The sequence below is a fragment of the Caproiciproducens galactitolivorans genome (genome assembly GCF_004768785.1).
Lineage (GTDB): Bacteria > Bacillota > Clostridia > Oscillospirales > Acutalibacteraceae > Caproiciproducens > Caproiciproducens galactitolivorans.
On sequence record NZ_SRMQ01000001.1, the window covers coordinates 55,422 to 79,080 of the forward strand.

Below are 23,659 nucleotides of genomic sequence, written 5' to 3' on the forward strand. Positions count from 1 at the left end.
AAACGGGTTATTTTATTTCCAGGATGGCCCCTTTATTCGCGGAAGAAACCATCGAAGCGTATCTTGCCAGAGCGCCCTCCGTAATTTTGGGCTTTCTGGGCTTCCAATTTTCGCGGCGTTTCTTCAGTTCTTCGTCGCTGACGGCAAGGTGAATGGTATTTGCCATGATATCAATTTGGATGCGATCGCCTTCCTCTACAAGGGCGATATTCCCGCCGACCGCTGCCTCGGGGGAGACATGGCCGATTGCTGCGCCGCGGGTTGCGCCGCTGAAACGTCCATCCGTAATGAGCGCGACGCTGCTTCCAAGTCCGGCTCCCATGATTGCGGAGGTGGGATTCAGCATTTCCCGCATACCGGGGCCGCCTTTTGGTCCTTCGTAGCGGATAACAACAACATCGCCGGGTACGATTTTCCCGGAAGTAATCGCGTCAATGGCTTCTTCTTCGCTGTCGAAAACCCTTGCCGGACCTTCGTGCTTCAGCATCTCTGGTGCCACCGCAGAGCGTTTGACAACGCAGGAATCGGGAGCCAGATTTCCCCTTAATACGGCAATGCCGCCTGTTTTGCTGTAAGGATTTTCAACCGGGCGGATTATCTCCGGGTTGCGATTCATACAGTTTGCAATATTTTCTCCCACCGTTTTGCCGGTGCAGGTGATCAGGTCGGTTTGGAGCAGCCCGAGCTTGTTAATTTCATGCATTACGGCGTAAACGCCGCCCGCCTCGTTTAGGTCTTCCATATAGGTGTGGCCCGCAGGGGCAAGATGGCAGAGGTTCGGCGTTTTGTCGCTGATTTCGTTCGCAATATCCAGGTTTAGAGAGATGCCGCATTCATGCGCGATTGCGGGAAGGTGGAGTATGCTGTTTGTGCTGCACCCAAGAGCCATATCAATCGTCAGCGCATTGCGGAACGCGCCCTCGGTCATAATGTCGCGCGGGCGGATATTCCTTTTCAGCAGCTCCATAATCTTCATGCCCGCGTGCTTTGCAAGCTGAAGGCGCTGCGAATAAACTGCCGGAATGGTTCCATTCCCCTTTAAGCCCATGCCCAGGACTTCTGTCAGGCAATTCATACTGTTGGCAGTATACATACCGGAGCAGGAGCCGCAGGTGGGGCAGACCCTGTTTTCATATTCCAGCAGTTTTTCCTTGGTGATTTTTCCTGCGCGATATGCTCCGGAAGCTTCGGAAACGCTGGAAAAGCTGGTCTTTTGCCCGTCAACGCGGCCCGCGAGCATCGGCCCGCCGCTGACAAGAATGGTGGGGATATTCAGGCGCGCCGCGGCCATGAGAAGGCCGGGTACGTTTTTATCGCAGTTCGGAACCATTACGAGGGCGTCAAAGGCGTGCGCAATCGCCATTGCTTCGGTGGAATCCGCGATCAGCTCCCTTGTGATGAGGGAATATTTCATCCCGCGGTGCCCCATTGCAAGGCCGTCGCACACCGCAATGGCCGGAAATACAATCGGGGTTCCGCCCGCCATGGAAACGCCTGCTTTTACTGCTTCAACGATTTTATCCAAATTCATATGTCCGGGGACAATCTCATTTTGTGAACCGACAATGCCGATCAGAGGCCGTTCAAGCTCCTCGTCGGTTAATCCAAGCGCGTGGAACAGGGCGCGCTGCGGTACGCTTTTGGTTACTGCATCACTATTCATTTTGAGCACCTCTCTCTATGTAGTTGTTTAATTAATTATATATTGTATGATGTCTTATGTCAATTGAAAATAAAGCTTCCCGGGAAGTTTCCTAGCGGGCGGAAATGACAGCAGAAAACAAAACGCCCATACCGCTATCAGCAGTATGGGCGCGCTTTTTGCATGGGATTTGTTATTCGTTTTCTATTCCGAAGCCGCGCATTGCGTGGATAATATGAAGCTCCATGGCTGTTTTCGCACCGAGGGCATCCCGCTTTGCAAGGAACTCCATAATCATTCGATGGTCATGCAGGGTATTTTGAACGATGTCCTCATTTGCATAAGATAAAATGACCCCCTTGCCGATTGCCTGATACAGGATCGGCATCAGCCGGTTCATAAATTCGTTGTGGGTCGCTTTTGCAATGGATTTGTGGAATGCCTGATCCACTTCGGTCCGATCCATTTTTTTCAGAATCTGTTCCTCTTCCAGCTTTCCGTAGTATAAAATACGTTCCAGCTCTTTATCGGTCGCACGTTTTGCGGCATAATAAGCCGACTGTGGCTCAAAAATCAAACGCATTTCATATAAATCCTTCACGTCCATAGGGAATCCGGAAAGTTCCTCCAGCTTCATCGAATCATTCAGGGACGGATTCCTTTTTACGAATGTTCCTTTTCCGCGCTGAATCTCCAACACATTGTGGGCAACCAAAATGCGGATGGCTTCCCTAAGCGTAGTGCGGCTCACCTTTAATTGGGAAGAAAGTACATTTTCATTTGGCAGCTTGTCGCCCAGAGAGAATTTTTTATCAATTGTGATCATTGCAAGAATATCATCGGCGATTTTTTCAGCAAGGCTTTCCCCTTTTTTCGTCATTGGTGAATCCCCTTAATTCTGTCTTTTGTTCATTATAAACGAAAAGACATCGTTTTTCAATATGGTTGTCCGATGTCTGATTTCATTTATCTATTCTTTTGCGCAAGCGGCATGTTACGAGGGCCGGCAGGAAGGTACGCAAAAGAGCGAAGGAAATGTCTCGCAAATGGATTGTCGGATTGAAAAACGCCCATCCCGCCGGTTGGAAGGATGAGCGCTTGCTATGTATCCGTAGTTCTAGATTGCTTTTATGTTTCCTGTTCAGAAAGTTTCTTCCGTCCGAAGCTTATGGAATGCTGATTTCCCCAACATAATTTGTTGTAAACATACGCTTGATTTCTTCCGGCTTGTCTGTTTTCCCAAGCGCCCACATCAGCTTTGTGACGGCGGCTTCGGTTGTCATGTCAAATCCCTGCACGACGCCGCTTCTTAAGGCTTTTTGCCCGGCCTGGTAAATCGTGAAGTCGCTGCGCTCATACAGGCATTGGCTGCAAACCACAACGGAGATGCCGCATTCCACGGCTTTTTGTAATTTCGTAATCAAATCGCGGCGGACAAAATTCAGGCCGCCCGCGCCGAAGGCTTCAATCACAATTCCCTTATAATTCATTTTTAACAGCATATCAAAAATTTCGGGGTTCAAACCCGGTGTGAGCTTAATCAGAAAGACGCGGTCGCTCAGGCGGTCATCCAGAGCGAAGTCCCCTTGGACCTGCGGCAGAACGGGATTGTTTAGCTGCAACCCGTTTGCGTCGATGGTTGCCGCGTACGGGCAATTGACGCTTTCAAATGCGTCGAATCCGGTGGTCCGCACTTTTACTGCCCGCGCGCCTAAAATCACCTTGCGATTGAAAGCAACGTACACGCCCGGCGCCCCTGTGCTGGCCATCGCAAAGGCACAGCGGAGATTTTCAACGCCATCCGTCAGCGGATGGAGGATGGGAAGCTGGGAACCGGTAATCACCACAGGAATAGGCAGATTTCGCAGCATAAACGACAGTACCGAAGCGGTGTAAGCCATTGTATCCGTACCATGTGTTAATACGACGCCGTCATACTTTGTGTATTCGCGGGCAATTGTGCGGGCAATGCACTGCCATTCCTCCGGCTGGATGTTCGAACTGTCTAGTTGGAACAGATCTTCTGTTGTTATGTCGTATTCGGTTGCCAGCCCGCCAAGAAATGCCGCCAATTTTCCGCTGGTAAGCGAAGGGGCAAGGCCCTCGTCCGTTGGTTCGGAGGCAATGGTGCCCCCGGTGGTGATAAACAGTATTTTTTTCATTTCTGTCCTCCTGATTTCACAGCGGTTTCGCCAAATTCCGCTTATAATCCTACCATGGCGGCGACGCAAAGTAAAGAAGTTCCTTTGGTTAGAAAGAAAACGGACGGGCGATTGATTGATTTGCAAGGATAAACTATAATATAGGACAAGATCTATCTGATTGGTGAAAAAGAAAAATAGAGAAGAGGCTGAGAAATATGCCTACTGTTTTTATTGTTGAAGATGATGTGAAAATCCGGAATGAATTGAAGCGCCTGCTTGAAAAATACGGATATACCTGTGTTTCGTCGGATGATTTTGCGCACATGCCGGAAATCATCATTCGCGAAAATCCGCAGCTTATTTTGCTGGATATTAATCTTCCAGTTTACGACGGCTACCATATTTGCCGGGAAATCCGCCGCCAAAGTGAAATTCCGATTATTATCGTAACCAGCCGGGACAGCGAAGTGGATGAACTGATGAGTATGAACCTTGGGGCGGATGATTTCATTACAAAGCCATACAATACCCAAATCCTGCTGGCGCGGATTTCTTCCGTTTTGAAGCGCGTTTATTATTCCGATCCGCCAAGCGTCCTTTCGCACCGGGGGGTAGAGCTTGATTTGTCCAAAGGCGTTGCCCGCTGCCAAAATAAAGAGGTGGAGCTTTCCAAAAATGAGCACCGTATTTTACTTCTGTTGATGCGGAATAAGGAGCATATCATTTCTCGGGAAGAACTGATGAATGACCTTTGGCAGTCGGAGGAATTTGTGGACGACAACACGCTTACGGTGAATATTAACCGCCTACGCCGGAAGCTTGAGGAAATCGGCGTGCACGATTACTTAATCACCAAACGGGGACAGGGGTACATGGTATGAATTTTGTGGACTTTTTAAAAGATAAGGCCTTTTCGGTCCTTTTCGTTGTGCTTTCATCCTTATTTGCGGTTGTCCTGATGAATATGCTCGGGGTTGGCGCTTACGCGGCCGGGTTTATCACCGGCCTTTTCCTGCTGGGGCAGGCCGCTGCGCTGGGAATGGAATATTTTCAGAAAAAAACCTTTTATAATGAACTGTTCCAGCATTTGGAGAAGCTGGATAAAAAGTACCTGCTGTCGGAGCTATTGGACGAGCCGTCCTTTTTGGAAGGAAAACTCCTATATGAGGTGGAAAAGACAACCAATAAGGCGATGAACGACGAAATCGCCCGCTACCGTCTTGCTTCCCGCGAATACCGGGAATACATCGAAACCTGGGTTCACGAAGTGAAAACGCCGATTTCCTCCAGCAAACTGATTATTGAAAACAACCGGAATAAAATAACGCTCAATTTAAATGAGGAACTGTCCAAAATCGAAAATTATGTGGAACAGGCGCTTTTCTATTCCCGCAGCAATTCGGTTGAGAAGGATTATGTCATCAAGCAGACGACGTTGAAAGAGCTGGTGAATTCTTCCTTGAAAAAATACTCTGCCCTTCTGATTGAGAGCAAAGTGCATGTGGAAACATCAGCGCTTGATAAAACGGTGTTTACCGACGTAAAATGGACGGACTTCATGATCGGGCAGATCCTGATGAATTCCATCAAATACCGGAAAGGGAATCCATTCCTGAAAATCTGCGGCTTGCAGAACGAAAACAGCGTGACGCTGATAATTGAAGACAACGGGATCGGTATTCCGAAAAAGGATTTGGGACGTGTTTTCGAAAAAGGGTTTACCGGCGAAAATGGGCGGAAGATAGCAAAGTCCACCGGGATCGGCCTGTACCTTTGCAAAAAGCTGTGCGATAAATTAAACCTCGGCATCTCAATTGCGTCCAATGAAGGCGCCGGCACAATGGTATCGCTGGTGTTCCCTAAAAGCAACATGTATCTGTAATGAAAAGCTTACAAATTTGTAAGGAAAACGTAAGGTGAATCGATGGTTCAAACCGCAAAATTGTATTATAATACTAATACAATCGAACAAAGGAGAGAGATGCAATGGAGAACGTTTTAACGGTTGAACATATCGAAAAATATTACGGGAACAAAGGAAACGTTACAAAAGCGGTTGACGATATCAGTTTTGGAGTAGCAAAAGGCGAATTCATCGGAATTATGGGCGCTTCCGGAAGCGGAAAAACTACCCTGCTGAACTGTATTTCCACCATTGATTCTGCAACAGCCGGCCATATCTTCATTAACGGAATGGATATTACAAGGCTGAATCAGAAAAAACTGTCCCGGTTCCGCCGCGAGCAGCTCGGTTTCATTTTCCAGGACTTTAACCTGCTGGATACGCTGACCGCCTATGAAAATATCGCGCTTGCGCTATCCATCATCAAAACCGCACCTGGTGAAATTGATGTCCGTGTCCGCCAGGTTGCAAAGCAGCTGGAAATTGAGGATGTTTTGCAAAAATACCCGTACCAGCTTTCCGGCGGGCAGAAACAGCGCGTTGCGTCCGCAAGGGCGATCGTAACAAATCCCTCTTTGATTCTGGCGGATGAACCGACCGGCGCGTTGGATTCCAAATCTTCGCGCATGCTGCTGGAAAGCTTTGAAACGCTGAACCGCAATCTGGACGCCACTATTTTAATGGTTACGCACGATGCGTTTACCGCAAGCTACTGCCACCGTATCCTGTTTATTAAGGATGGGAAAATTTTCAATGAGATCGTCCGCGGCGACAATACCCGCAAGCAGTTCTTTAATAGGATCATTGAGGTTGTAACTCTGCTCGGAGGTGACAATTCCAATGTTTTGTAAGCTTGCTTTAAAAAATGTAAGGAAGAGCATCCGCGACTATACGGTCTATTTCTTAACTATGGCCTTCGGCGTATGCCTGTTTTATATGTTTAATGCGATTGACTCCCAGACGGCCATGCTCCAACTTACCAAGTCGCAATATAACAGTATCAAAGCACTAGCGCAGGCAATCGCATACGTTTCTGTTTTTATTTCTGTGGTCCTTGGTTTTCTGATCGTCTATGCGAACCGGTTTTTAATCAAGCGGCGCAAAAAAGAGCTTGGGATTTATATGACGCTCGGAATGGAAAAGGGCAAAATTTCGAAGATGATCGTTTTTGAAACGCTTTTAATCGGTCTTTTTGCCCTTGTAACCGGACTGATCGTCGGTGTTTTTGCCTCGCAAGGGTTGAGCGTTGTTACCGCGAAACTGTTTGAGGCGAACCTGAAGGCGTTTGCATTTACTTTTTCGATTAATGCGTTCTATAAAACTTTGCTTTACTTCGGTATCATATTTTTGATTGTCATGATTTTTAATACGGTTTCGATTTCAAAGCTGAAATTGATCGACCTGCTTTTGGCAGGAAAAAAGAATGAGACTTTGAAGATCAAGAAACTGTCCGTTTCTGTGTTCGTGTTTTTCCTTTCCGTTATTTGTTTGGGAATTGCCTATTATCTGATTATTAAAAACGGCATGATGCAGTTTGACAGCATGTTTGCCGCTTCGATCATATTGGGCAGCCTCGGTACGCTTCTTTTTTTCTTCTCCCTTTCCGGTTTTTTACTCCGTGTGGTGCAGATGAATAAGGGCCTGTATTTTAAAAACTTAAATATGTTCATCCTGCGGCAGATCAATTCAAAGATCAACACCACCTTTCTTTCGATGTCGGTCATCTGCATCATGCTTTTAATCACAATCGGAACGCTTTCGACCGGCATGGGCCTCGCCAATGTCCTGACCAGAAACCTGAAAGACACAACCCCTTATGATATTTCTTTAATGTGCTTTTTGAATGAAGACAGGCCGGAATTCGTAAGCATTGCCGAAAATCTGAAGAAAGAAAAGGTTGACCTTAATCAATTTTTCAGGGGATATACGCAGGTAAACGAATATGTCTCCGATATCCAATACAAAGAAATCTATGACATGGATAAGATTCCGGAGTATTATAGGGATTCCCTGAGGTTTCGAGAGGTTCCGGTGACCATTCTATCGATTTCCGATTACAACAACGCGGCTGTTCTACAGGGAAAACCCGTTATCACCTTAAAGCCCGGCGAATTCGCGGTGAATTGTAATATAAGCCAGCTTGTTCCAGCGATTGAATCCTTTCTCAATAAAACAGGGAAAGTTAAGCTGAACGGTACGGAGCTGGCCTACGCGAAAAATGGGGTTCAGACGCTCTGTGTTTTCACGACCTCTTCGCCCCAGGATCCCGGTACGCTGATTGTTCCTGACAATCTGGTGAAAGGGCTGAAGGTGCAAAGGTTGGAGCTGAACGCGCAATATAAGAAAGGGATTAACGAGCAGGAATTCACACAGCTTCTAAAATCAAAATGTGAATCAGATACGGAATGGCCTTTTGACGAGATGTTTACGAAAACCGACATGTATGAAAATGCATCCGGGCTGAGGACAATCGTTTCCTATCTGGCTATTTATATCGGGCTGGTATTCCTGATTACCAGCGCGGCAGTTCTCGCCCTTCAGCAACTTTCCGAAGCGTCGGACAATACGGAGCGCTACGGGCTGCTTCGGAAATTAGGCGCGGAGGAGAAAATGATCAACCGTGCACTGCTGGGGCAAATCGGTATCTATTTCTTCATCCCGCTTTCGCTCGCGCTGATCCATTCCGTAGTGGGAATCCATGTGGCCAATAATGCGATCATGCTTCTCGGCCATTTGGATATTTTGGGGAACATTTTATTTACCGCCGCTGTCATTCTTCTGATTTACGGGGGCTATTTTCTCGCAACCTATTTCGGAAGCAAGAATATGATCAGGCAAAAATAAGGATAGCAATGGCCGCCGAAAGGCGGCTGTTGTATTTTACAGGGAAAGAATATATAATGGGATTGACAAAATTTGCAAGCAGGTGAACGGATGAAAGAAAATTTCCAATATACTGGTCCCGCCGCGCTGACGGAGCACTTGAAAACCTTAGCGGACGAGTCTTACCGGGATTTTCAGTATAAATTAATTCCAGGAGCGGAAAATATCATCGGCGTACGCGTGCCGAAACTTCGCGCGCTTGCAAAGCAGATTGCAAAGAGCGATTGGCAGGCTTTTTTGAACGACGCGCAGGATGCAAGCCTAGAGGAGATTATTTTACCGGGACTTGTGATCGGATATGTAAAAATGATGCCGGACGAAGCGCTTGAACGGATTGCGGCCTTTGTTCCGAAAATCAGCAACTGGGAAATTTGTGACATCTGCTGCTCCAGCTTTAAAACAGCGGCGAAGGACAAGGAAAAACTGTTTGCCTTTTTGCAGCCGTATCTGAAAAGCGAACGGGAATTTGACCTCCGGTTTGCGGTCATTATGCTGATGGATTATTTCATAACGGAGGAATATATCGACCGCGTTTTGAAAATATGCGATGAAATCCGGCATGACGGCTATTATGTAAAAATGGCGGTGGCGTGGGCGCTGTCTGTCTGCTTTGTGAAATTTCAGGACAAAACCATGCATTTCCTGAAGCAGAACAGCTTGGACGACTGGACTTACAACAAGGCCTTGCAAAAAATAATCGAATCCTACCGGGTGGACGACCGTATGAAAGCCGTAATCCGGGGCATGAAGCGCAGGTGATTTGATTGGAATATAAGCTCATCCGTTCCCGCCGGAAAACCATCGCAATTTGCATAAATAGGGAAGGCGAGGTTGTCGTACGCGCTCCTTTGCGTGCGGCGCAAAGGGAAATTGACCGTTTTGTCTGCGAAAAACAGGACTGGATTCGGGAAAAATCCGCGCAGGTCATGCAGGACGCGGCGGCGCGCCGCAACTTGCGCATCGGCGCCGGCTCTGTGCTGCCCCTGATGGGCTGTGCGTATCCGGTAAAGCTCGCCGACCACTACGGTTTTGACGGGATATGCTTTTCGGTTATGCCACAGGAGCAGGAACAAATGTTGTTGCAGATTAAGCACCTGTACCGGTTGATTGCCGAACGGTTCATTCAGGAACGGATTGCCCGCTTTTCGAAAGTTATGGGGGTGACCCCGCCGGGTGTCCGTATCGGCTCGGCGAATACGAGCTGGGGCTCCTGTTCGGCAAAAAACCGGCTCAATTTCACATGGAAGCTGATGATGGCCGCGCCGGAAGAAATTGATTATGTCGTTGTCCATGAGCTGGCACATATACGGGAACACAACCATTCCCCGCGGTTCTGGAAGCTGGTGGAAACCGTCTTTCCCGATTACCGCGAACGTCGGAAGCGGCTGGCAGAGACAGGGAAAAAGTTGCGAAGGCAGGGATGGGGCTAGCTTCATTTGTATAAATGCGTTCCAGTTTCGGAAGATTATTAAAAAAACGGAGGTTGTTTTATGGTTTCACAGGATATATTACGGAAATATGCAAGGCTTGCGGTCTGCGTTGGCGCAAACGTGCAGAAGGGGCAGATGCTGGTGATTTCTTCCTCTGTGGAGTGTGCATATTTTGCGCGCATGTGCGTGGAGGAAGCCTATAAGGCAGGCGCGGGGGAGGTGCTTGTGCTCTGGGATGACGAGAAGATCACGAAAATGGCTTTACAAAATGAAAGCACGGAAACGCTGGCGAATATCGCCCCGTGGCGCATCGAACAGAAAAAGAACTGCATTGACAAGAAATGCTGTTTCCTATACATTGAATCCGCAACGCCGGGTTTCATGGCGGATATTGACGGGCAGAAAATGCAGATTGTCCGCATTGCGAAGGAAACCGCGTTCGAGCCTTTTGAATATTACACCCTGGCGAATGTCGGTCAGTGGTCCATTGTCGCAATCCCTACTGTGGATTGGGCGAAGAAGGTGTTCCCGAAGCTCGGCGAAGAGGAGGCACTCGAATCCTTATGGGACGCGGTGCTGAAAAGTGTGCGTATTTCCGCAGAGAACGACCCCGTGGAAGAATGGAAACGGCATAATCAGAATCTGCTGCGCCACAATCAAATCCTGAACGACCTCCGTTTTCAATCGCTGCATTTTACCAACGGGGCCGGAACCGACCTGACGGTGGAACTGATTAAGGACCACATCTGGGCGGGCGGCTGCAGCCAGGCAAAGAACGGCGCGGTGTTTAACCCCAACATGCCAACCGAGGAATCGTTCACCATGCCGTATAAATTCGGCGTGCGGGGGCGCGTTTACGCAACGAAACCGCTCAGCTATCAGGGGAAAATGATCGAAGATTTTTACCTGGATTTCAAAGACGGGAAGGTAACGGATTTCCACGCGAAAAAAGAGCAGGAAACGCTGAAAAACCTGATCGAGTTTGACGAGGGAAGCTGTTACCTCGGAGAAGTCGCGCTCGTTCCCTACAATTCCCCGATTTCCCAGTCCGGAATCTTATTTTTGAACACCCTGTTTGACGAAAACGCCTCCTGCCATCTTGCGCTGGGCACTTCTTATCCCGACAACCTGAAAAACGGTACGGAAATGAAACGGGAGGAGATGGAAAAGCTCGGTTCCAATTATTCCAAAATCCATTGCGATTTCATGTTCGGCAGCGCCGATATGAGCATTGTTGGCACGACTTTTGACGGACGCAAAATCCAGGTTTTCAAAGACGGTGATTTTGTAATCGATTAGTCTTTTTATGCGATTCTAAAAAGGGAGGGAATGTAAATGGTAAATGTTCGGAAATGCGCGATGATCGGGTGCGGGCTTGTCGGTTCCAGCGCCGCGTTCAGCCTTGTGGAAAGCGGGCTTTTTTCCGAGCTGGTCTTGATCGACGCCAACCGCGACAAGGCAGAGGGAGAGGCGATGGATTTAAGCCATGGCATGCCCTTTGCGCGCCCGATGGAAATTTATGCCGGAAGTTATGACGATATCCGGGACTGCGGGTTGATTATCATTACCGCGGGGGCAAATCAAAAGCCCGATGAAACGCGCATGGATCTTGTGAAGAAAAATGTGGGGATTTTCAAGAGAATTATCCCGGAGATCAAAAAGCGCCAGTGCGAAGGAATTCTGCTGATTGTATCGAATCCGGTGGATATCCTGACCTATGCCGCCTTAAAGCTTTCCGGTTTCCCGCCCAATCGCGTTATCGGTTCCGGTACAGTATTGGATACGGCAAGGCTGAAATACCTTTTGGGGCAGCATTTGAGGGTGGACAGCCGCAGCGTCCACGCGTTTATTATCGGCGAGCACGGCGACAGCGAGCTGGCTGTCTGGAGCAGCGCAAATGTTTCCGGGGTTGAGCTGGATCATTTTTGCGAGCTGTGCGGGCATTTCAAGCATATGGAAACCATGCAGCGGCTTTATGAAGGCGTTCGGGACAGCGCGTATGAAATTATCCGCAAAAAAGGCGCAACCTATTATGGCATTGCCATGGCGGTCCGCCGGATAGCCGAATGCATTCTGCGCGACGAGCACTCCATCCTTCCGGTTTCCAGCCTAATCGAGGGGCATTACGGCATCAGCGGCGTCTGCATGGGCATCCCTGCGATTGTCGGTAGTAGTGGGATCGAAAAAGTCCTCGATATCCCTTTAAGCGAGGAGGAGCAGAAGAAACTGCAGGCTTCCGCGCAGGCGATTCAAGCGGTGCTGAATACGATAGAATTCTGATTTGCAAGGCGGTTCGTTCGGAACCGCCCTTTCTTTAACTTTATTTCCTGCTTTGCACAATGATTTTCCGACCGCATATTCTGTAAATAGCAGCAGGGGATTGTCGTGATCTTTCATAGAAGTTGGAACCAAAATAGGAGAATTTCGGAATATGTTAACAATTTTTATCTGGCGCTTGACAAACCCCTGCGGGGGGCATACAATATAAGTTAGCAATGGCTAACAATCAATCGGACACGGAGGCTTTTGTTATGACATTAGATGAACTGGGAATAGGCCGGAAATCAAAAATTCTTGCAGTAAATGGCGAGGGGGCACTTCGGCGCAGGCTGCTCGACATGGGGCTTACTCCTCATACAGAGGTTATGGTCCGCAAGGTGGCGCCGATGGGCGACCCTATTGAAATCCATCTTCGCGGTTATGAACTTACGATCCGGATTGACGATGCCAAAAAAATAGAAGTGGAGGAGAGATAAGCGGATGATTTTTGCGCTTGCGGGGAATCAAAACTGTGGCAAAACAACGCTTTTTAATCAGCTGACCGGCTCCAACCAGCATGTGGGGAATTTCCCGGGCGTTACGGTTGAACGCAAGGACGGGGTCATCCGGAACCATCGGGACGCGACGGTAGTCGATCTTCCGGGAATTTATTCGATGTCGCCCTATACCAATGAAGAAATCGTGACGCGCGATTTTTTACTGAAACATCACCCGGATGGGATTATCAATATTGTGGACGCGACCAATATCGAACGGAACCTCTATCTTACCCTGCAGTTGATTGAATTGAATCTGCCGACGGTGGTCGCTTTAAATATGATGGATGAGGTTCGCGCGAACGGCGGGACCATTAAGATACAAAAATTGCAGGAAGAGCTTGGCGTGCCGGTGGTTCCGATTTCGGCCAGCAAAAACGACGGGATTGACGAGCTGATCGAAACAGCGATTGCGACTGCGAGTGCAAAACAGATTCCGAAGCGGCAGGATTTCTGCTCCGGTGCGGTACATAGGGCGATTCACTCCGTTGCCCATCTTGTGGAGGATCACGCGGAACGGATCGGTGTGCCCGCGCGTTTCGCAGCGACCAAGCTGGTGGAAGGCGACGAACCGATGCTCAACGCGCTGGGACTTTCCGAGAATGAAAAGGATATGGTCGGGCACAGCGTTGCGGAAATGGAGCATGAGCTCGGAACCGACCGTGAAGCCGCGCTGGCAGATATGCGTTATAGTTTTATTGAAAAACTCTGTGCGGATACGGTTGTGAAAACGGGGGAATCGAAGGAACATTTGCGCAGCGTCGCAATGGATAATATTCTGACGCATAAGTATTTAGCCATCCCGATCTTTTTGCTGATCATGATGCTGGTTTTCTACCTTACCTTCGGCGTGATCGGAAGCGCGTTAAGCGCAGCTTTGTCCGCCGGAATTGATTTTGTAACCGGTCTTGCCGACGCAGGGCTTACCGCTTACGGGATCAATCCGGTTGTGCACTCCCTGATTATTGACGGCGTGTTCGCCGGAGTGGGGAGCGTGCTTTCGTTCCTGCCGACCATCGTCGTCCTGTTTTTCTTCCTTTCGATTTTGGAAGACAGCGGCTATATGGCAAGGGTCGCGTTCGTTATGGACAAGCTGCTGCGGAAAATCGGCCTTTCCGGGCGAAGTTTCGTCCCCATGCTGATTGGGTTTGGCTGTTCCGTACCCGCTATCATGGCGACGCGCACGCTGTCGAGCGAACGGGACCGCAAAATGACGATTTTTCTGACGCCGTTTATGAGCTGCAGCGCAAAGCTTCCGATTTATGCGGTGTTCACCATGGCTTTTTTTCCAAACCATCAGGCGCTTGTAATGACGTCCTTGTATATTATCGGGATACTGGTTGGCATTGTCACCGGTTTTATTCTAAAGAATACGGTGTTTCATGGCAATCCGGTTCCTTTTGTAATGGAACTTCCCAACTACCGTTTTCCAAGCGCGAAGAGTGTCGGGCTGCTGATATGGGATAAGGCGAAAGACTTTTTAGTCCGCGCGTTTACGGTTATTTTTGTGGCAGCCATTATCATCTGGTTCCTGCAAACCTTCGATACAAGAATCAATGTCGTATCAGACAGCGCAAACAGCATGCTTGCCGGTATTGGCCAGTTAATCGCTCCGTTGTTTGCGCCGCTTGGTTTTAATGACTGGCGTGCGTCCACGGCTTTAATTACCGGCTTTACCGCAAAAGAAGCGGTTGTCAGCACGCTGGCTGTTTTAACGGGAACCAGCGTTTCCAACTTATCCGCGGCGCTGTCGTCCCTCTTTACGCCGCTGAGCGCATGGTCGTATTTGATTTTCACCCTGCTGTATACCCCGTGTGTCGCTGCAATCAACGCGGTCCGGTACGAAATGGACAGCAGGAGGAGTGCGGTTGCCGTTGTACTGTATCAAACGGGGATTGCCTGGATTGTCGCGTTCCTGGTTTATCATATTGGACTGATTTTTTACCGTTGATGGCGAATAGGAGGAATTATGCAGATAGCGGATTACATCCTGATTACAATTATTGCCGTGATTTTTCTGTTAGCGGTGCGCTATTCCATAAAACACAGGCATAGCTGCTGCGGGGACTGTTCGAAATGTTCCTGTTGCCAAGCCTGTAATCGCAAGGAGAAAAAATAGTATTTTGTTTCATTCTGCTTTTCAATGCGGTTCGTGTATGATAGAATAATCATACTGAGATTTGAAGAAGGAAGAATGAAAATTTGGATAGAATCAAACGGAATTACGGTCTTTTCACAACCATTGCGATGATCATTGGGATCTGCATCGGTTCCGGCATCTTCTTTAAGAGTGATAATATCCTCGCCGCTACCGGCGGAAGCGTTCCGCTTGGTGTAGCCGTCTTTTTGCTGGGTGCCACCAGTATCATATTCGGCGGACTCTGCATCAGCGAGCTTGCCTCTCGTACCGACCGCCCGGGGGGCGTTATCACTTATGTTGAAGAATTTGTAGGTGAAAAGTATGCCTGTGGCATGGGCTGGTTTCAGATATTTGTTTATTTCCCGACTATTACGGCGGTTGTTTCTTGGGTTGTGGGAATTTATATCTGCCTTTTGTTTAGCTGGGACGGTACGCTGGAAAATCAGATGCTGGTCGGGTTCCTCTTTTACACTTTCTGTTTTTTGATGAATTCGCTTTCTGCAAGGCTCGGCGGTGGATTTCAAAACCTTTCCACTATGGTGAAAATGATCCCTCTTGTTGTAATTGCCGTGTTCGGCCTCTTTTTTGGCAATCCTTCCGCAGGATTCCAGAGCTTTCCGGTGCAAAAGCTGGAAGGTGCCGAGTGGCTTTCGGCCATTGGCCCGGTGGCTTTTTCCTTTGACGGATGGACAATCTCCACTTCTATTGCTTCCGAAATCCGCGACTCGAAAAAGAACCTGCCGAAGGCGCTGGTTATAGGGCCGCTAGTCATTCTGGCAACCTATGTCGCTTATTTTATCGGCGTTTCCAGCTTGCTCCCTCCGCAAAAAATCATCGAAATGCAGGATGCGCACGTTTATGCGGTTGCAAATAAGCTGTTCGGCAGTCTTGGTGCAAAATTAATCCTGATCTTTGTCATTATTGCGGTAATGGGAACGGTTAACGGCATTATCCTTGGATACATTCGGATGCCGTACTCCATGGCGTTGCGCGGCGAAAAGGTGTTTCCGTTTTCGAAGTTCCTGGGAAAGCGCTCCGAAAAGCTGGACATGCCGGTGAATTCGGCTGCTTTTTGTTACGGTGTGACCCTGTTCTGGATGGTAGTGCATTTCTTTACCGTAAAGTTTTCTGTGCTTCCCAATTCCGATATTTCGGAAATCTCTATTGCAATGAGCTACCTGTTCTATATTGTGCTTTATTACAAGGTGTTTTCGCTGTATCGGAAGGGGGATATTCAAAGCGCTTTCCGCGGTGTGGCCGTACCGCTTTTTGCAACGCTTGGCTCCGGGTTTGTCCTTTCCGGCGGGCTGCAAAGCAAGTTGTTTTTGCTTTACGCGGGAATCTGCATTTTAACGGTGATGATCTCTTTCCTTTACTACAATTTTCATCAGATGCAAAAACAGGCCTGAAACATTTTGATTCAGGCCTTATTCTTATTTACTGGTAATATTTTATTGCATATTTATGTTATATTAAAAGTTAGGGTGTAACTTCAGGTAGAAGAAAAGAAAATGTATACGATGGATAAGGAAGCTTAAAAGCGGTGTAAACTACCCATTTTATGAATAATAAAAAGCAAATTAAGCATTAGTCTAACACCTTGAGTCATTCGCCGCCGTTTCCGCATAATCCAGTATATGGCTTATTGGAGGAAATGGAATGCAATATTATGTGGTGCTGCAATTAAATATACAAAACGGACAGTGGATTCGTGCAGGAGAAATCCATGTTATTCCATGGGCTTTCCGTGACTTGATTGCTGCGTCCAGCGGATGGGTTATTTTGAACGAGGAAAATTTTGGCCCGGCGAACGATTTTATTTCCCGTCTCCAAAAGGGAGTTTATGAGCTGTCGCAGTCCCCGGATTCCTATCGGCGCTTCGAAGTGGAGCATGGGTTTGGGACGATTCAGGAAACCCTTCAGTTTTACGAAGGCCTTCTCAATGACTGTAAAGATCATCCCTCGTTTGATCTATATGGATATATCGGTGGGAAAAAATAATGCTGCTTTAAAAAATGTACCCTCTGTGAAAAGCAGAGGGTACATTTTTATGTGGTCAGATTTCGTAGTCGGCGCATTCCCTGCCGCAGGTAAGCGAATGTACAATTTCCTTTATCGCTACATGCGCGGGATGCATTTGGTACTTTTCCTGCGCTTCTTTTGAATCAAATACGCAAAGTAGTACCAAATCGTATTTTCCCCCGTTGTAATTGCGTCCGACCTCAATTGCTTTCAGTCCGTCCACAACACCCAGCAGCGACTTGAACCGATTTTGCAGGTCGGCTGTGATTTTCTCGCTGTCCTTTTTAGCGTCTTCATTCAATGCCCACATGACGATATGCTTGACCATAAATCTCACCTTTATCTTTTTTTCTATTATACCATATCTTGTAAGAAAATGGAGATAAAATATTCTATCGAAAGCGGCTCCGGAAGTGTACGCTTCCAGAGCCGCTTGTTCTTAAAAAATTCAATTATAGGGAGAACACATTCAGACCGGTTTCATCATCCGGCTTGCGCCCGACATTCCCCGGCAGGGTACGGATGAACATTTCGCATGTGCCGCTGATTACTGCTTCGTTCAGATGCCCGCCGACAACATGCCCGTCAGCTCCCGCAAAGTTCGCGTGAAGATGCAGGTATACCTGACCTTCCTGTTCGGTAACATTGCCGGTAAGGGAGGTCATTTCCATTTCCCCGTCAAACGTGTTTTTATAATATTTTTTCTCTTCCACCCGATAAAGTCCGATGACCGCGTGGTCAACCGCGCCGATTGCGGAAACGCTTGCGAGCCGGATGTTCTCCTTCTCGCAAATGGTTTTCAGGTTTTGCAGGATTTCTTCCCCGCGGTCGATACGGGCGACAAGGGTGTCTCCGATTCTTTTGTACTCCATAATTTGCTCCTTTATCGTTCTTAGCGCAGCATTAGTTTGCCGTCGGCGTAATCAACGGTCAACTCGGTTCTCGGTTTTAAATCCCGGGCAATAATTGCTTTTGCAATCAGCGTTTCCACCTTGCTTTGGATAAAACGCTTTAAGGGGCGTGCGCCGTAAACTGGGTCGTAACCCTGGTCGACAATATAGTTCTTCGCCACCGGCGTCAGTTTTACCGTCAGTTGCTTTTCTTCCAGCCGGCGCCGCAGGTCTGCGATCAACAGTTCGACGATCTTGTCAATTTCCCTGCGGGTAAGCGGCTTGTAGAAGACGATTTCATCCAGACGGTTCAGAAATTCCGGCCGGAACTGCTGTTTCAGCAAGGCGTTTACCTGTGCTTTTGTATCCTCGCTGATTCGGCCGTTCGAATCTATTCCGTCAAGAATGCAGCTGGAGCCTAAGTTTGAAGTCAGAATGATGATCGTATTTTTAAAGTCTACCGTGCGGCCCTGTGAATCGGTGATGCGGCCGTCGTCGAGCACCTGAAGCAAAATGTTGAATACATCGGGATGCGCTTTTTCTACCTCGTCGAAAAGGACGACGGAATACGGATGCCTGCGAACCGCTTCGGTGAGCTGGCCGCCTTCCTCGTAACCAACATAGCCTGGAGGCGCCCCGATTAAGCGGGATACGGAGTATTTCTCCATATATTCCGTCATATCGATTCGCACCATATTGCGCTCGTCGTCAAACAGCGCCTGCGCCAGTGCCTTGGCAAGCTCGGTTTTGCCCACGCCGGTGGGCCCGAGGAACAGGAACGAGCCGATCGGGCGGTTCGGGTCTTGGATGCCCGCGCGGGAGCGCATGATCGCTTCGGTTACCTTTTCCACGGCTTCGTCCTGCCCGACAACGCGCTGATGCAGGATGTCGTCCAGCTTGAGCAGCTTTTCACGCTCACCTTCCATCAGCTTGGCAACTGGGATGCCCGTCCAGCGGGCGATGATTCTTGCAATTTCTTCGTCGGTTACCCGGTCACGCAGCAGGGAACCGGTTGCCTGTGTTTTCTCCGCAATCTGTTCTTCCGCTTCCAGCTGCTTAGTCAATTCGGGCAGCTTGCCGTATTTGTATTCCGCCGCTTTGTCAAGGTCATAATTGCGCTCCGCTTTTTCGATTTCCGCGTTGACCCTCTCGATTTCCTCACGCAGCTTTTGAACCTTGGAAATCGCCTGCTTTTCGTTTTCCCATTTTGCCTTCATTTCCTTGAACTTTTCGCGCAGATCGGCCAGCTCTTTTTGAATTTCTTTCAAATGTTCTATTGAAAGCGAGTCGGTTTCCTTTTTCAAAGCCGCTTCTTCAATTTCATGCTGCATGATTTTGCGCGAAATTTCATCGAGCTCAGTCGGCATGGAGTCGATTTCGGTGCGGACCATGGCGCATGCTTCATCCACGAGGTCAATTGCCTTATCTGGCAGGAATCGGTCGGAGATATACCGGTTCGACAGTACCGCCGCGGCGATTAGTGCCTGATCCTGTATCTTTACGCCGTGGAAAACCTCGTACCGTTCCTTTAGGCCCCTTAAAATCGATATGGTATCCTCCACGCTCGGTTCTTCCACCATAACCGGCTGGAAACGCCGTTCGAGCGCAGCGTCCTTTTCAATATACTGATGATATTCGTTCAAGGTGGTAGCTCCGATACAATGCAGCTCCCCGCGTGCGAGCATGGGCTTCAGAAGATTGCCCGCGTCCATGGAACCTTCGGTCTTTCCTGCGCCGACGATGGTGTGCAGCTCGTCGATAAACAGGATAATCCGTCCTTCGCTTTTTTTGACTTCATTGAGGACGGCTTTCAGCCTTTCTTCAAATTCGCCGCGGAACTTTGCGCCCGCAATCAGCGCGCCCATATCGAGCGAAAACAGCTTTCTCTCTTTCAAGTTGTCCGGAACATCCCCCCGCACAATCCGAAGGGCAAGCCCCTCGACAATGGCGGTTTTGCCAACGCCCGGTTCGCCGATCAGCACGGGGTTGTTTTTGGATTTACGGGAAAGGATGCGGATAACATTGCGGATTTCTGAATCCCTTCCGATTACGGGGTCGATTTTATGATTTTTTGCAAGCATTACCAAATCCTGCCCGTATTTTGAAAGCGCGTCGTAGGTTTCTTCCGGTGTATCGCTGGTTACCCGGGTGTTTCCGCGGACGGTAGAAAGCGCGGAGAGAAATTGATCCCGGGTGATGCCGAAAGAATCAAAAACCGCGCGCACAGCGGAATTCGGCTTATTTAAAATGGAAAGCATGATATGCTCAACGGAAACGTATTCGTCCTTCATGCGCTCGGACTCTTTTTCCGCTTCGACCAGAACGGCGTCAACGTCTGCGGAAACGTAAATTTTTCCCGGTTCGCGCCCCGGACCGGTTACGCCCGGAAGCTTTGCGACCTGTCGCTTTACGCTGTCCAGCACCGCTTCCGTGGGAATGCCCATTTTTTTGAAAAGCTGGGGGATCAGGCCGTTTTCCTGGGATAACAGCGCCTGAAGCAAATGCTCTTCCTCAATTTGCATGTTGTTATTCTGAATCGCGATATTCTGCGCTTCCTGAATGGCTTCTAGTGATTTCTGCGTGAATTTTTGAGCGTTCATAAAATCCTACCTCCTTATTTACAATTGTTCAAATCACTTCACTAATTTTTACATAACGGGAATAATTTTCTTCGATTGTTTCCTCTGCCGCTTCCAAATCATCCAACCCGGAAAAATAGAGCTTCAGGTTCTTATCAAAAGAGCGGATATAATCGGATATGGCAGCCGCAAGATTTTCATTGGTTCGCTGGGATTCGTCGCGCGGCAGAAGGAACTGCCGTGTGTACCGGCCTGTTTCCACCTCGCACAATACCTTTCCTTCCGGGAAATAGGACGCGATATACTTGTTTTCCAGCGCGGACCAAAAAACAAAGAAATCCGTTAGAATCGAAAGAAGGGACTGGCTCTGCGTGCGCGCAGAAACCCGCAGCTCGCCGAGGGTCGGGCCGCAGAGGCGGTATAGTTCCAGCGTATAGCGGATGGTCGGCTTGTACCGATACCGAAGCGCGCTGCGTATCGAGATCATGGTATCGCTCGGCTGGAATTGGATCTGAAAACTGCCCAGTCCCGTCATCAGTCTGTCCACGCTTTCAAAAATATCCCGCATTCGCATTTCCGGCGTTGGGCAGGAAAGATATTCTGCAAGAATCTGGTTAATCAGATTGCTGCGACTGGTATTTTTCTCATACGCCATTTTATCGACTGCATCCACTACCTCATCAATCAGCACAAGACTATATACATTTCGATCCATCCTGCTCATCCCAATCAAATTTTTTTGCTAACAATAATATTATATTAAAATTATATAACTTGTCAATACAATTATATAATTTTAAAAGCGAAATTGAGATGGCGCTCCGAATAAAAATTCGTAAACTTAGTACAAATCCTTCCCATGAAGTTTTTCAGCCCATAACTCCCGAAGGGTTTCCACACGTCTGAAAATTCCTTGTTTGTCTAGGTTACTTTTTTCGAAAGTTCTTCCAGTACTGTAAAGTCAAAAGCGGCATTTCCGTATTTGCGCCAGTCTTCCGTTAATTTCAGGTTTATACAGGAGCCGGTTTCTTTCGCAAATGCAAAGCGGTTCCTGCTCCCCTGCAGATCGCAGGTGGAAAGCAGAAGCATTTTCCCGTTCTGCCTGTTCACAATGGCGTAAATTCCGCCGACAACTTTTCGTCCCCTATAGGCAGCCGTCAGCTCCTTTTTATTTTGCTTATCCACTTTAATACCCCATCTCTTTCAGAATGTGTGAAAGTGTTTTTAAACGTTCACTAATGAACTCGTCATTGTCGCTGAGCACCTGTGTGAAGAGTTTAATATCCTCATCAATCATGGGGTTATCCGTGCAGACAGACACCGTCATTGCGTCCCCTTGAAGGCCGATGCGGTCGATTGTAGTATGCTCCGGATCGTACAGCTTTTCAAAACGGTAGGAATCTGCGCAGAATTGTTTTGCCCTGCAAACCAGGATGGCAAGATCAATTACGCGGTGAAGCGGCAGTTCCTCGGATTGGCGGGACCATTTTTCCCCTGTGTAACGCCATACTTTCGCGGAAATATCCACTTTGCCGCGGTCGTTCCACTATGCAAGACCTAAAGACAGTCCCTTTGCGTCGGACTGGTACGCCGCTCTGCCATCAATATTTTCATAGTTTTCCGAAACAATGACCGGTTTATGTTTTAAAGTTGTTGAAAAGCACCTCGAATACTAAATTAGTAGATAATAATATGCTTAAATGAATTCGTTGTCAAGGCAGTTTTTAGGATAAAAGAAGAGGGTGAAGCGGAATTTCCGCTTCACCCTCTTCTTTCTCATTCGTGAAAGCCTTTGCCGATGATTTCGCTTGTATTGGATATCAAAATAAACGCTTCCGGTTCGACCCTCTTGATGTAACGCCGGAGCTGTACCGCCTGCGGACGGCGCAACGCGGTTAAGACTACATAATTATGTTTGTGTGAATATGCGCCCTTTGCATCCAAAACGGTAGCGCTTCGATGGAGTTCATTCACAATATAATCGCAGATGGTATTCGGATTTGAACAGACCACGTTAAAATACTTCGCGAGATTGATGCTTTCGATAACGTTGTCGATCGCAAGTGATTTGGATAAAAGTCCGAGTGTTGAAAACAGCGCGGTTTTAATATCGAACACAAAAAACGCCGAAAGAGTGATCAGCACGTCGCTAAAAAATAATGCCCTGCCGATGTCGCAGGTCGAATATTTTTTCAGAATTAAAGCGACGATGTCGGTACCGCCGCTGGAAGCGTCAATATTAAATAGGAGCGCGGAACCAAACGCCGGCAGCGCCACGGCAAATACCAGATCCAGCATCGGCTGGTCGGTTAACGGCTGGCGCAGGGGGTAAATTTTTTCTAGTGCGGAGAGGCACCCCGAAAGCAGCATACTGGAGTATACGGTTTTTAAAGTAAAGCCCTTCCCGATAAAGATGAAACCAAGAATCAGCAGAAGGACATTCAGAATCAGGTTTACTGTACCGGGGGTAAACGGAGTAATCCTTCCGATTACAACGGAAATGCCGGTAACTCCTCCAAAAGTAAAGTTATTGGGGAATTTAAAAAAGTAAACACCCACAACAATAAAAAGAGTGCTAAACGTAATTAGCGCATATTCTTTGGCAATCTTCTTGATTTTCATAAATTCCCCTTATTTACTGTTTATTTTTATCCTTACCTATTTTAGCAAAAAAATAAAAGAAATCAATCCATAAAAAAATAAAAAAAGCCCTTTACAAATTAGGGAAGACGTGCTAATATATAAAACAAGAACAGTAATTATTATTATTTTGAGGAAGCGAATATGAAAGAAAACAAAATTATAGCAGAAAACGCGAAGCCATTTTAAAAGCGATACGGAGTACGACCATCCATCCGACAGCGGAATGGGTTTACCAGAATGTGAAACCGGAATATCCGGATTTAAGCCTGGGAACGGTTTACCGTAATATCGCGCAGTTTAAGAAAGATGGTACCATCCTCAGTGTCGGTATCGTAAACGGGCAGGAACGGTACGACGGAAACGTTAATCCACACACGCATTTTGTCTGTTCCTGCTGTGGAGCTGTGATTGATATTCCCGGCAGTTTTATCTCATCAAGCACAAACTCTGAAATTGCCGAGAAATTCCATGTTCGCGTAGATTCTAGCGAGGTACTGTTCCGCGGAATCTGTTCCAATTGTTTACAAAGGCAAAGGCCTTTCTAAAATACTAAATTGATAATGGAGG

Annotated in this window: 22 protein-coding genes and 1 pseudogene; 13 read left to right on the forward strand and 10 right to left on the reverse strand. The window is 47.9% G+C overall.

Going from position 1 to position 23,659, the window contains the following annotated elements; genetic code table 11:
• Positions 1 to 7: 7 nt before the first annotated feature.
• The 3 genes from ilvD to CAGA_RS00240 all read right to left on the reverse strand — a co-directional run bounded on the left by ilvD (position 8) and on the right by CAGA_RS00240 (position 3,804).
• Positions 8 to 1,663: a dihydroxy-acid dehydratase gene (gene ilvD, locus CAGA_RS00230; RefSeq protein WP_135656509.1), complete on the reverse strand. Its 1,656-nt coding sequence runs from the start codon at positions 1,661 to 1,663 to the stop codon at positions 8 to 10.
• A 172-nt stretch (positions 1,664 to 1,835) separates the two neighbouring features.
• Complete coding sequence (locus tag CAGA_RS00235; RefSeq protein ID WP_135656511.1) at positions 1,836 to 2,522, reverse strand: FadR/GntR family transcriptional regulator; 687 nt, start codon at positions 2,520 to 2,522, stop codon at positions 1,836 to 1,838.
• 286 nt (positions 2,523 to 2,808) lie between these two features.
• Positions 2,809 to 3,804 (reverse strand): asparaginase, encoded by a 996-nt coding sequence (locus tag CAGA_RS00240; protein ID WP_135656514.1) that lies wholly within the window; start codon positions 3,802 to 3,804, stop codon positions 2,809 to 2,811.
• Between the two features lie 197 nt (positions 3,805 to 4,001).
• Here CAGA_RS00240 and CAGA_RS00245 point away from each other — a divergent pair, with 197 nt between their 5' ends.
• From CAGA_RS00245 to CAGA_RS00300, 12 genes are all read left to right on the forward strand, one after another.
• Positions 4,002 to 4,667, forward strand: a complete 666-nt coding sequence (locus tag CAGA_RS00245) for a response regulator transcription factor (RefSeq protein WP_135656516.1) — start codon at positions 4,002 to 4,004, stop codon at positions 4,665 to 4,667.
• Entirely contained in the window at positions 4,664 to 5,668 is a 1,005-nt protein-coding gene (locus CAGA_RS00250) for a sensor histidine kinase (protein ID WP_135656518.1), read from the forward strand. Before CAGA_RS00245 ends, CAGA_RS00250 begins: the two co-directional genes overlap by 4 nt.
• 104 nt (positions 5,669 to 5,772) lie before the next feature.
• Positions 5,773 to 6,540 carry an ABC transporter ATP-binding protein gene (locus tag CAGA_RS00255; protein WP_135656520.1) on the forward strand — a complete coding sequence of 256 codons (768 nt, stop codon included), beginning with the start codon at positions 5,773 to 5,775 and terminating at the stop codon, positions 6,538 to 6,540.
• Entirely contained in the window at positions 6,530 to 8,533 is a 2,004-nt protein-coding gene (locus CAGA_RS00260) for an ABC transporter permease (protein ID WP_135656522.1), read from the forward strand. Before CAGA_RS00255 ends, CAGA_RS00260 begins: the two co-directional genes overlap by 11 nt.
• 90 nt (positions 8,534 to 8,623) lie before the next feature.
• Positions 8,624 to 9,331 carry a DNA alkylation repair protein gene (locus tag CAGA_RS00265; RefSeq protein ID WP_135656524.1) on the forward strand — a complete coding sequence of 236 codons (708 nt, stop codon included), beginning with the start codon at positions 8,624 to 8,626 and terminating at the stop codon, positions 9,329 to 9,331.
• A 5-nt stretch (positions 9,332 to 9,336) separates the two neighbouring features.
• Positions 9,337 to 10,002: a M48 family metallopeptidase gene (locus tag CAGA_RS00270; RefSeq protein ID WP_135656527.1), complete on the forward strand. Its 666-nt coding sequence runs from the start codon at positions 9,337 to 9,339 to the stop codon at positions 10,000 to 10,002.
• A 60-nt stretch (positions 10,003 to 10,062) separates the two neighbouring features.
• Entirely contained in the window at positions 10,063 to 11,301 is a 1,239-nt protein-coding gene (locus tag CAGA_RS00275) for an aminopeptidase (RefSeq protein ID WP_135656529.1), read from the forward strand.
• 36 nt (positions 11,302 to 11,337) lie between these two features.
• Complete coding sequence (locus CAGA_RS00280; protein ID WP_135656531.1) at positions 11,338 to 12,282, forward strand: L-lactate dehydrogenase; 945 nt, start codon at positions 11,338 to 11,340, stop codon at positions 12,280 to 12,282.
• Positions 12,283 to 12,533: 251 nt separating this feature from the next.
• On the forward strand, positions 12,534 to 12,758 hold the full coding sequence (locus tag CAGA_RS00285; protein ID WP_135656533.1) for a FeoA family protein: 225 nt from the start codon (positions 12,534 to 12,536) through the stop codon (positions 12,756 to 12,758).
• A gap of 4 nt (positions 12,759 to 12,762) precedes the next feature.
• Positions 12,763 to 14,769 (forward strand): ferrous iron transport protein B, encoded by a 2,007-nt coding sequence (gene feoB / locus CAGA_RS00290; RefSeq protein WP_135656535.1) that lies wholly within the window; start codon positions 12,763 to 12,765, stop codon positions 14,767 to 14,769.
• A gap of 251 nt (positions 14,770 to 15,020) precedes the next feature.
• Complete coding sequence (locus CAGA_RS00295; protein ID WP_243112886.1) at positions 15,021 to 16,367, forward strand: APC family permease; 1,347 nt, start codon at positions 15,021 to 15,023, stop codon at positions 16,365 to 16,367.
• A 250-nt stretch (positions 16,368 to 16,617) separates the two neighbouring features.
• Positions 16,618 to 16,959, forward strand: a complete 342-nt coding sequence (locus CAGA_RS00300; RefSeq protein ID WP_135656538.1) for a hypothetical protein — start codon at positions 16,618 to 16,620, stop codon at positions 16,957 to 16,959.
• Between the two features lie 55 nt (positions 16,960 to 17,014).
• On the opposite strand, the gene CAGA_RS00305 is transcribed toward CAGA_RS00300, so the two are convergent.
• The 7 genes and pseudogenes from CAGA_RS00305 to CAGA_RS00335 all read right to left on the reverse strand — a co-directional run bounded on the left by CAGA_RS00305 (position 17,015) and on the right by CAGA_RS00335 (position 23,071).
• A complete protein-coding gene (locus CAGA_RS00305; RefSeq protein WP_135656540.1) occupies positions 17,015 to 17,308 on the reverse strand; it encodes a Dabb family protein in 294 nt (97 codons plus the stop codon).
• A 124-nt stretch (positions 17,309 to 17,432) separates the two neighbouring features.
• The gene (locus CAGA_RS00310; protein ID WP_135656545.1) at positions 17,433 to 17,852 is read right to left on the reverse strand and encodes a PPC domain-containing DNA-binding protein; all 420 of its coding nucleotides are present in this window, start codon (positions 17,850 to 17,852) and stop codon (positions 17,433 to 17,435) included.
• Positions 17,853 to 17,872: 20 nt separating this feature from the next.
• On the reverse strand, positions 17,873 to 20,470 hold the full coding sequence (gene clpB, locus CAGA_RS00315; protein WP_135656550.1) for an ATP-dependent chaperone ClpB: 2,598 nt from the start codon (positions 20,468 to 20,470) through the stop codon (positions 17,873 to 17,875).
• Positions 20,471 to 20,498: 28 nt separating this feature from the next.
• Complete coding sequence (locus CAGA_RS00320; protein ID WP_135656556.1) at positions 20,499 to 21,164, reverse strand: hypothetical protein; 666 nt, start codon at positions 21,162 to 21,164, stop codon at positions 20,499 to 20,501.
• 206 nt (positions 21,165 to 21,370) lie between these two features.
• Positions 21,371 to 21,634, reverse strand: a complete 264-nt coding sequence (locus CAGA_RS00325) for a GIY-YIG nuclease family protein (RefSeq protein WP_135656561.1) — start codon at positions 21,632 to 21,634, stop codon at positions 21,371 to 21,373.
• A 1-nt stretch (position 21,635) separates the two neighbouring features.
• Positions 21,636 to 22,103 (reverse strand): annotated as a pseudogene (locus tag CAGA_RS00330) (DUF6530 family protein); the annotation flags it as partial.
• 122 nt (positions 22,104 to 22,225) lie between these two features.
• On the reverse strand, positions 22,226 to 23,071 hold the full coding sequence (locus CAGA_RS00335) for a YitT family protein (protein WP_135656567.1): 846 nt from the start codon (positions 23,069 to 23,071) through the stop codon (positions 22,226 to 22,228).
• Between the two features lie 227 nt (positions 23,072 to 23,298).
• Between CAGA_RS00335 and CAGA_RS00340 the strand changes: the two genes are divergently transcribed.
• Positions 23,299 to 23,637 carry a Fur family transcriptional regulator gene (locus CAGA_RS00340; protein WP_243112914.1) on the forward strand — a complete coding sequence of 113 codons (339 nt, stop codon included), beginning with the start codon at positions 23,299 to 23,301 and terminating at the stop codon, positions 23,635 to 23,637.
• The last annotated feature ends 22 nt before the right edge of the window (positions 23,638 to 23,659 follow it).

What these genes read in the sequence shown, in the direction of transcription:
- ilvD (WP_135656509.1), bottom strand. Translation starts at nt 1,663, where the DNA reads ATGAATAGTGATGCAGTAACCAAAAGCGTACCGCAGCGCGCCCTGTTC.
- CAGA_RS00235 (WP_135656511.1), bottom strand. Translation starts at nt 2,522, where the DNA reads ATGACGAAAAAAGGGGAAAGCCTTGCTGAAAAAATCGCCGATGATATT.
- CAGA_RS00240 (WP_135656514.1), bottom strand. Translation starts at nt 3,804, where the DNA reads ATGAAAAAAATACTGTTTATCACCACCGGGGGCACCATTGCCTCCGAA.
- CAGA_RS00245 (WP_135656516.1), top strand. Translation starts at nt 4,002, where the DNA reads ATGCCTACTGTTTTTATTGTTGAAGATGATGTGAAAATCCGGAATGAA.
- CAGA_RS00250 (WP_135656518.1), top strand. Translation starts at nt 4,664, where the DNA reads ATGAATTTTGTGGACTTTTTAAAAGATAAGGCCTTTTCGGTCCTTTTC.
- CAGA_RS00255 (WP_135656520.1), top strand. Translation starts at nt 5,773, where the DNA reads ATGGAGAACGTTTTAACGGTTGAACATATCGAAAAATATTACGGGAAC.
- CAGA_RS00260 (WP_135656522.1), top strand. Translation starts at nt 6,530, where the DNA reads ATGTTTTGTAAGCTTGCTTTAAAAAATGTAAGGAAGAGCATCCGCGAC.
- CAGA_RS00265 (WP_135656524.1), top strand. Translation starts at nt 8,624, where the DNA reads ATGAAAGAAAATTTCCAATATACTGGTCCCGCCGCGCTGACGGAGCAC.
- CAGA_RS00275 (WP_135656529.1), top strand. Translation starts at nt 10,063, where the DNA reads ATGGTTTCACAGGATATATTACGGAAATATGCAAGGCTTGCGGTCTGC.
- CAGA_RS00280 (WP_135656531.1), top strand. Translation starts at nt 11,338, where the DNA reads ATGGTAAATGTTCGGAAATGCGCGATGATCGGGTGCGGGCTTGTCGGT.
- CAGA_RS00285 (WP_135656533.1), top strand. Translation starts at nt 12,534, where the DNA reads ATGACATTAGATGAACTGGGAATAGGCCGGAAATCAAAAATTCTTGCA.
- feoB (WP_135656535.1), top strand. Translation starts at nt 12,763, where the DNA reads ATGATTTTTGCGCTTGCGGGGAATCAAAACTGTGGCAAAACAACGCTT.
- CAGA_RS00300 (WP_135656538.1), top strand. Translation starts at nt 16,618, where the DNA reads ATGCAATATTATGTGGTGCTGCAATTAAATATACAAAACGGACAGTGG.
- CAGA_RS00305 (WP_135656540.1), bottom strand. Translation starts at nt 17,308, where the DNA reads ATGGTCAAGCATATCGTCATGTGGGCATTGAATGAAGACGCTAAAAAG.
- CAGA_RS00310 (WP_135656545.1), bottom strand. Translation starts at nt 17,852, where the DNA reads ATGGAGTACAAAAGAATCGGAGACACCCTTGTCGCCCGTATCGACCGC.
- clpB (WP_135656550.1), bottom strand. Translation starts at nt 20,470, where the DNA reads ATGAACGCTCAAAAATTCACGCAGAAATCACTAGAAGCCATTCAGGAA.
- CAGA_RS00320 (WP_135656556.1), bottom strand. Translation starts at nt 21,164, where the DNA reads ATGGATCGAAATGTATATAGTCTTGTGCTGATTGATGAGGTAGTGGAT.
- CAGA_RS00335 (WP_135656567.1), bottom strand. Translation starts at nt 23,071, where the DNA reads ATGAAAATCAAGAAGATTGCCAAAGAATATGCGCTAATTACGTTTAGC.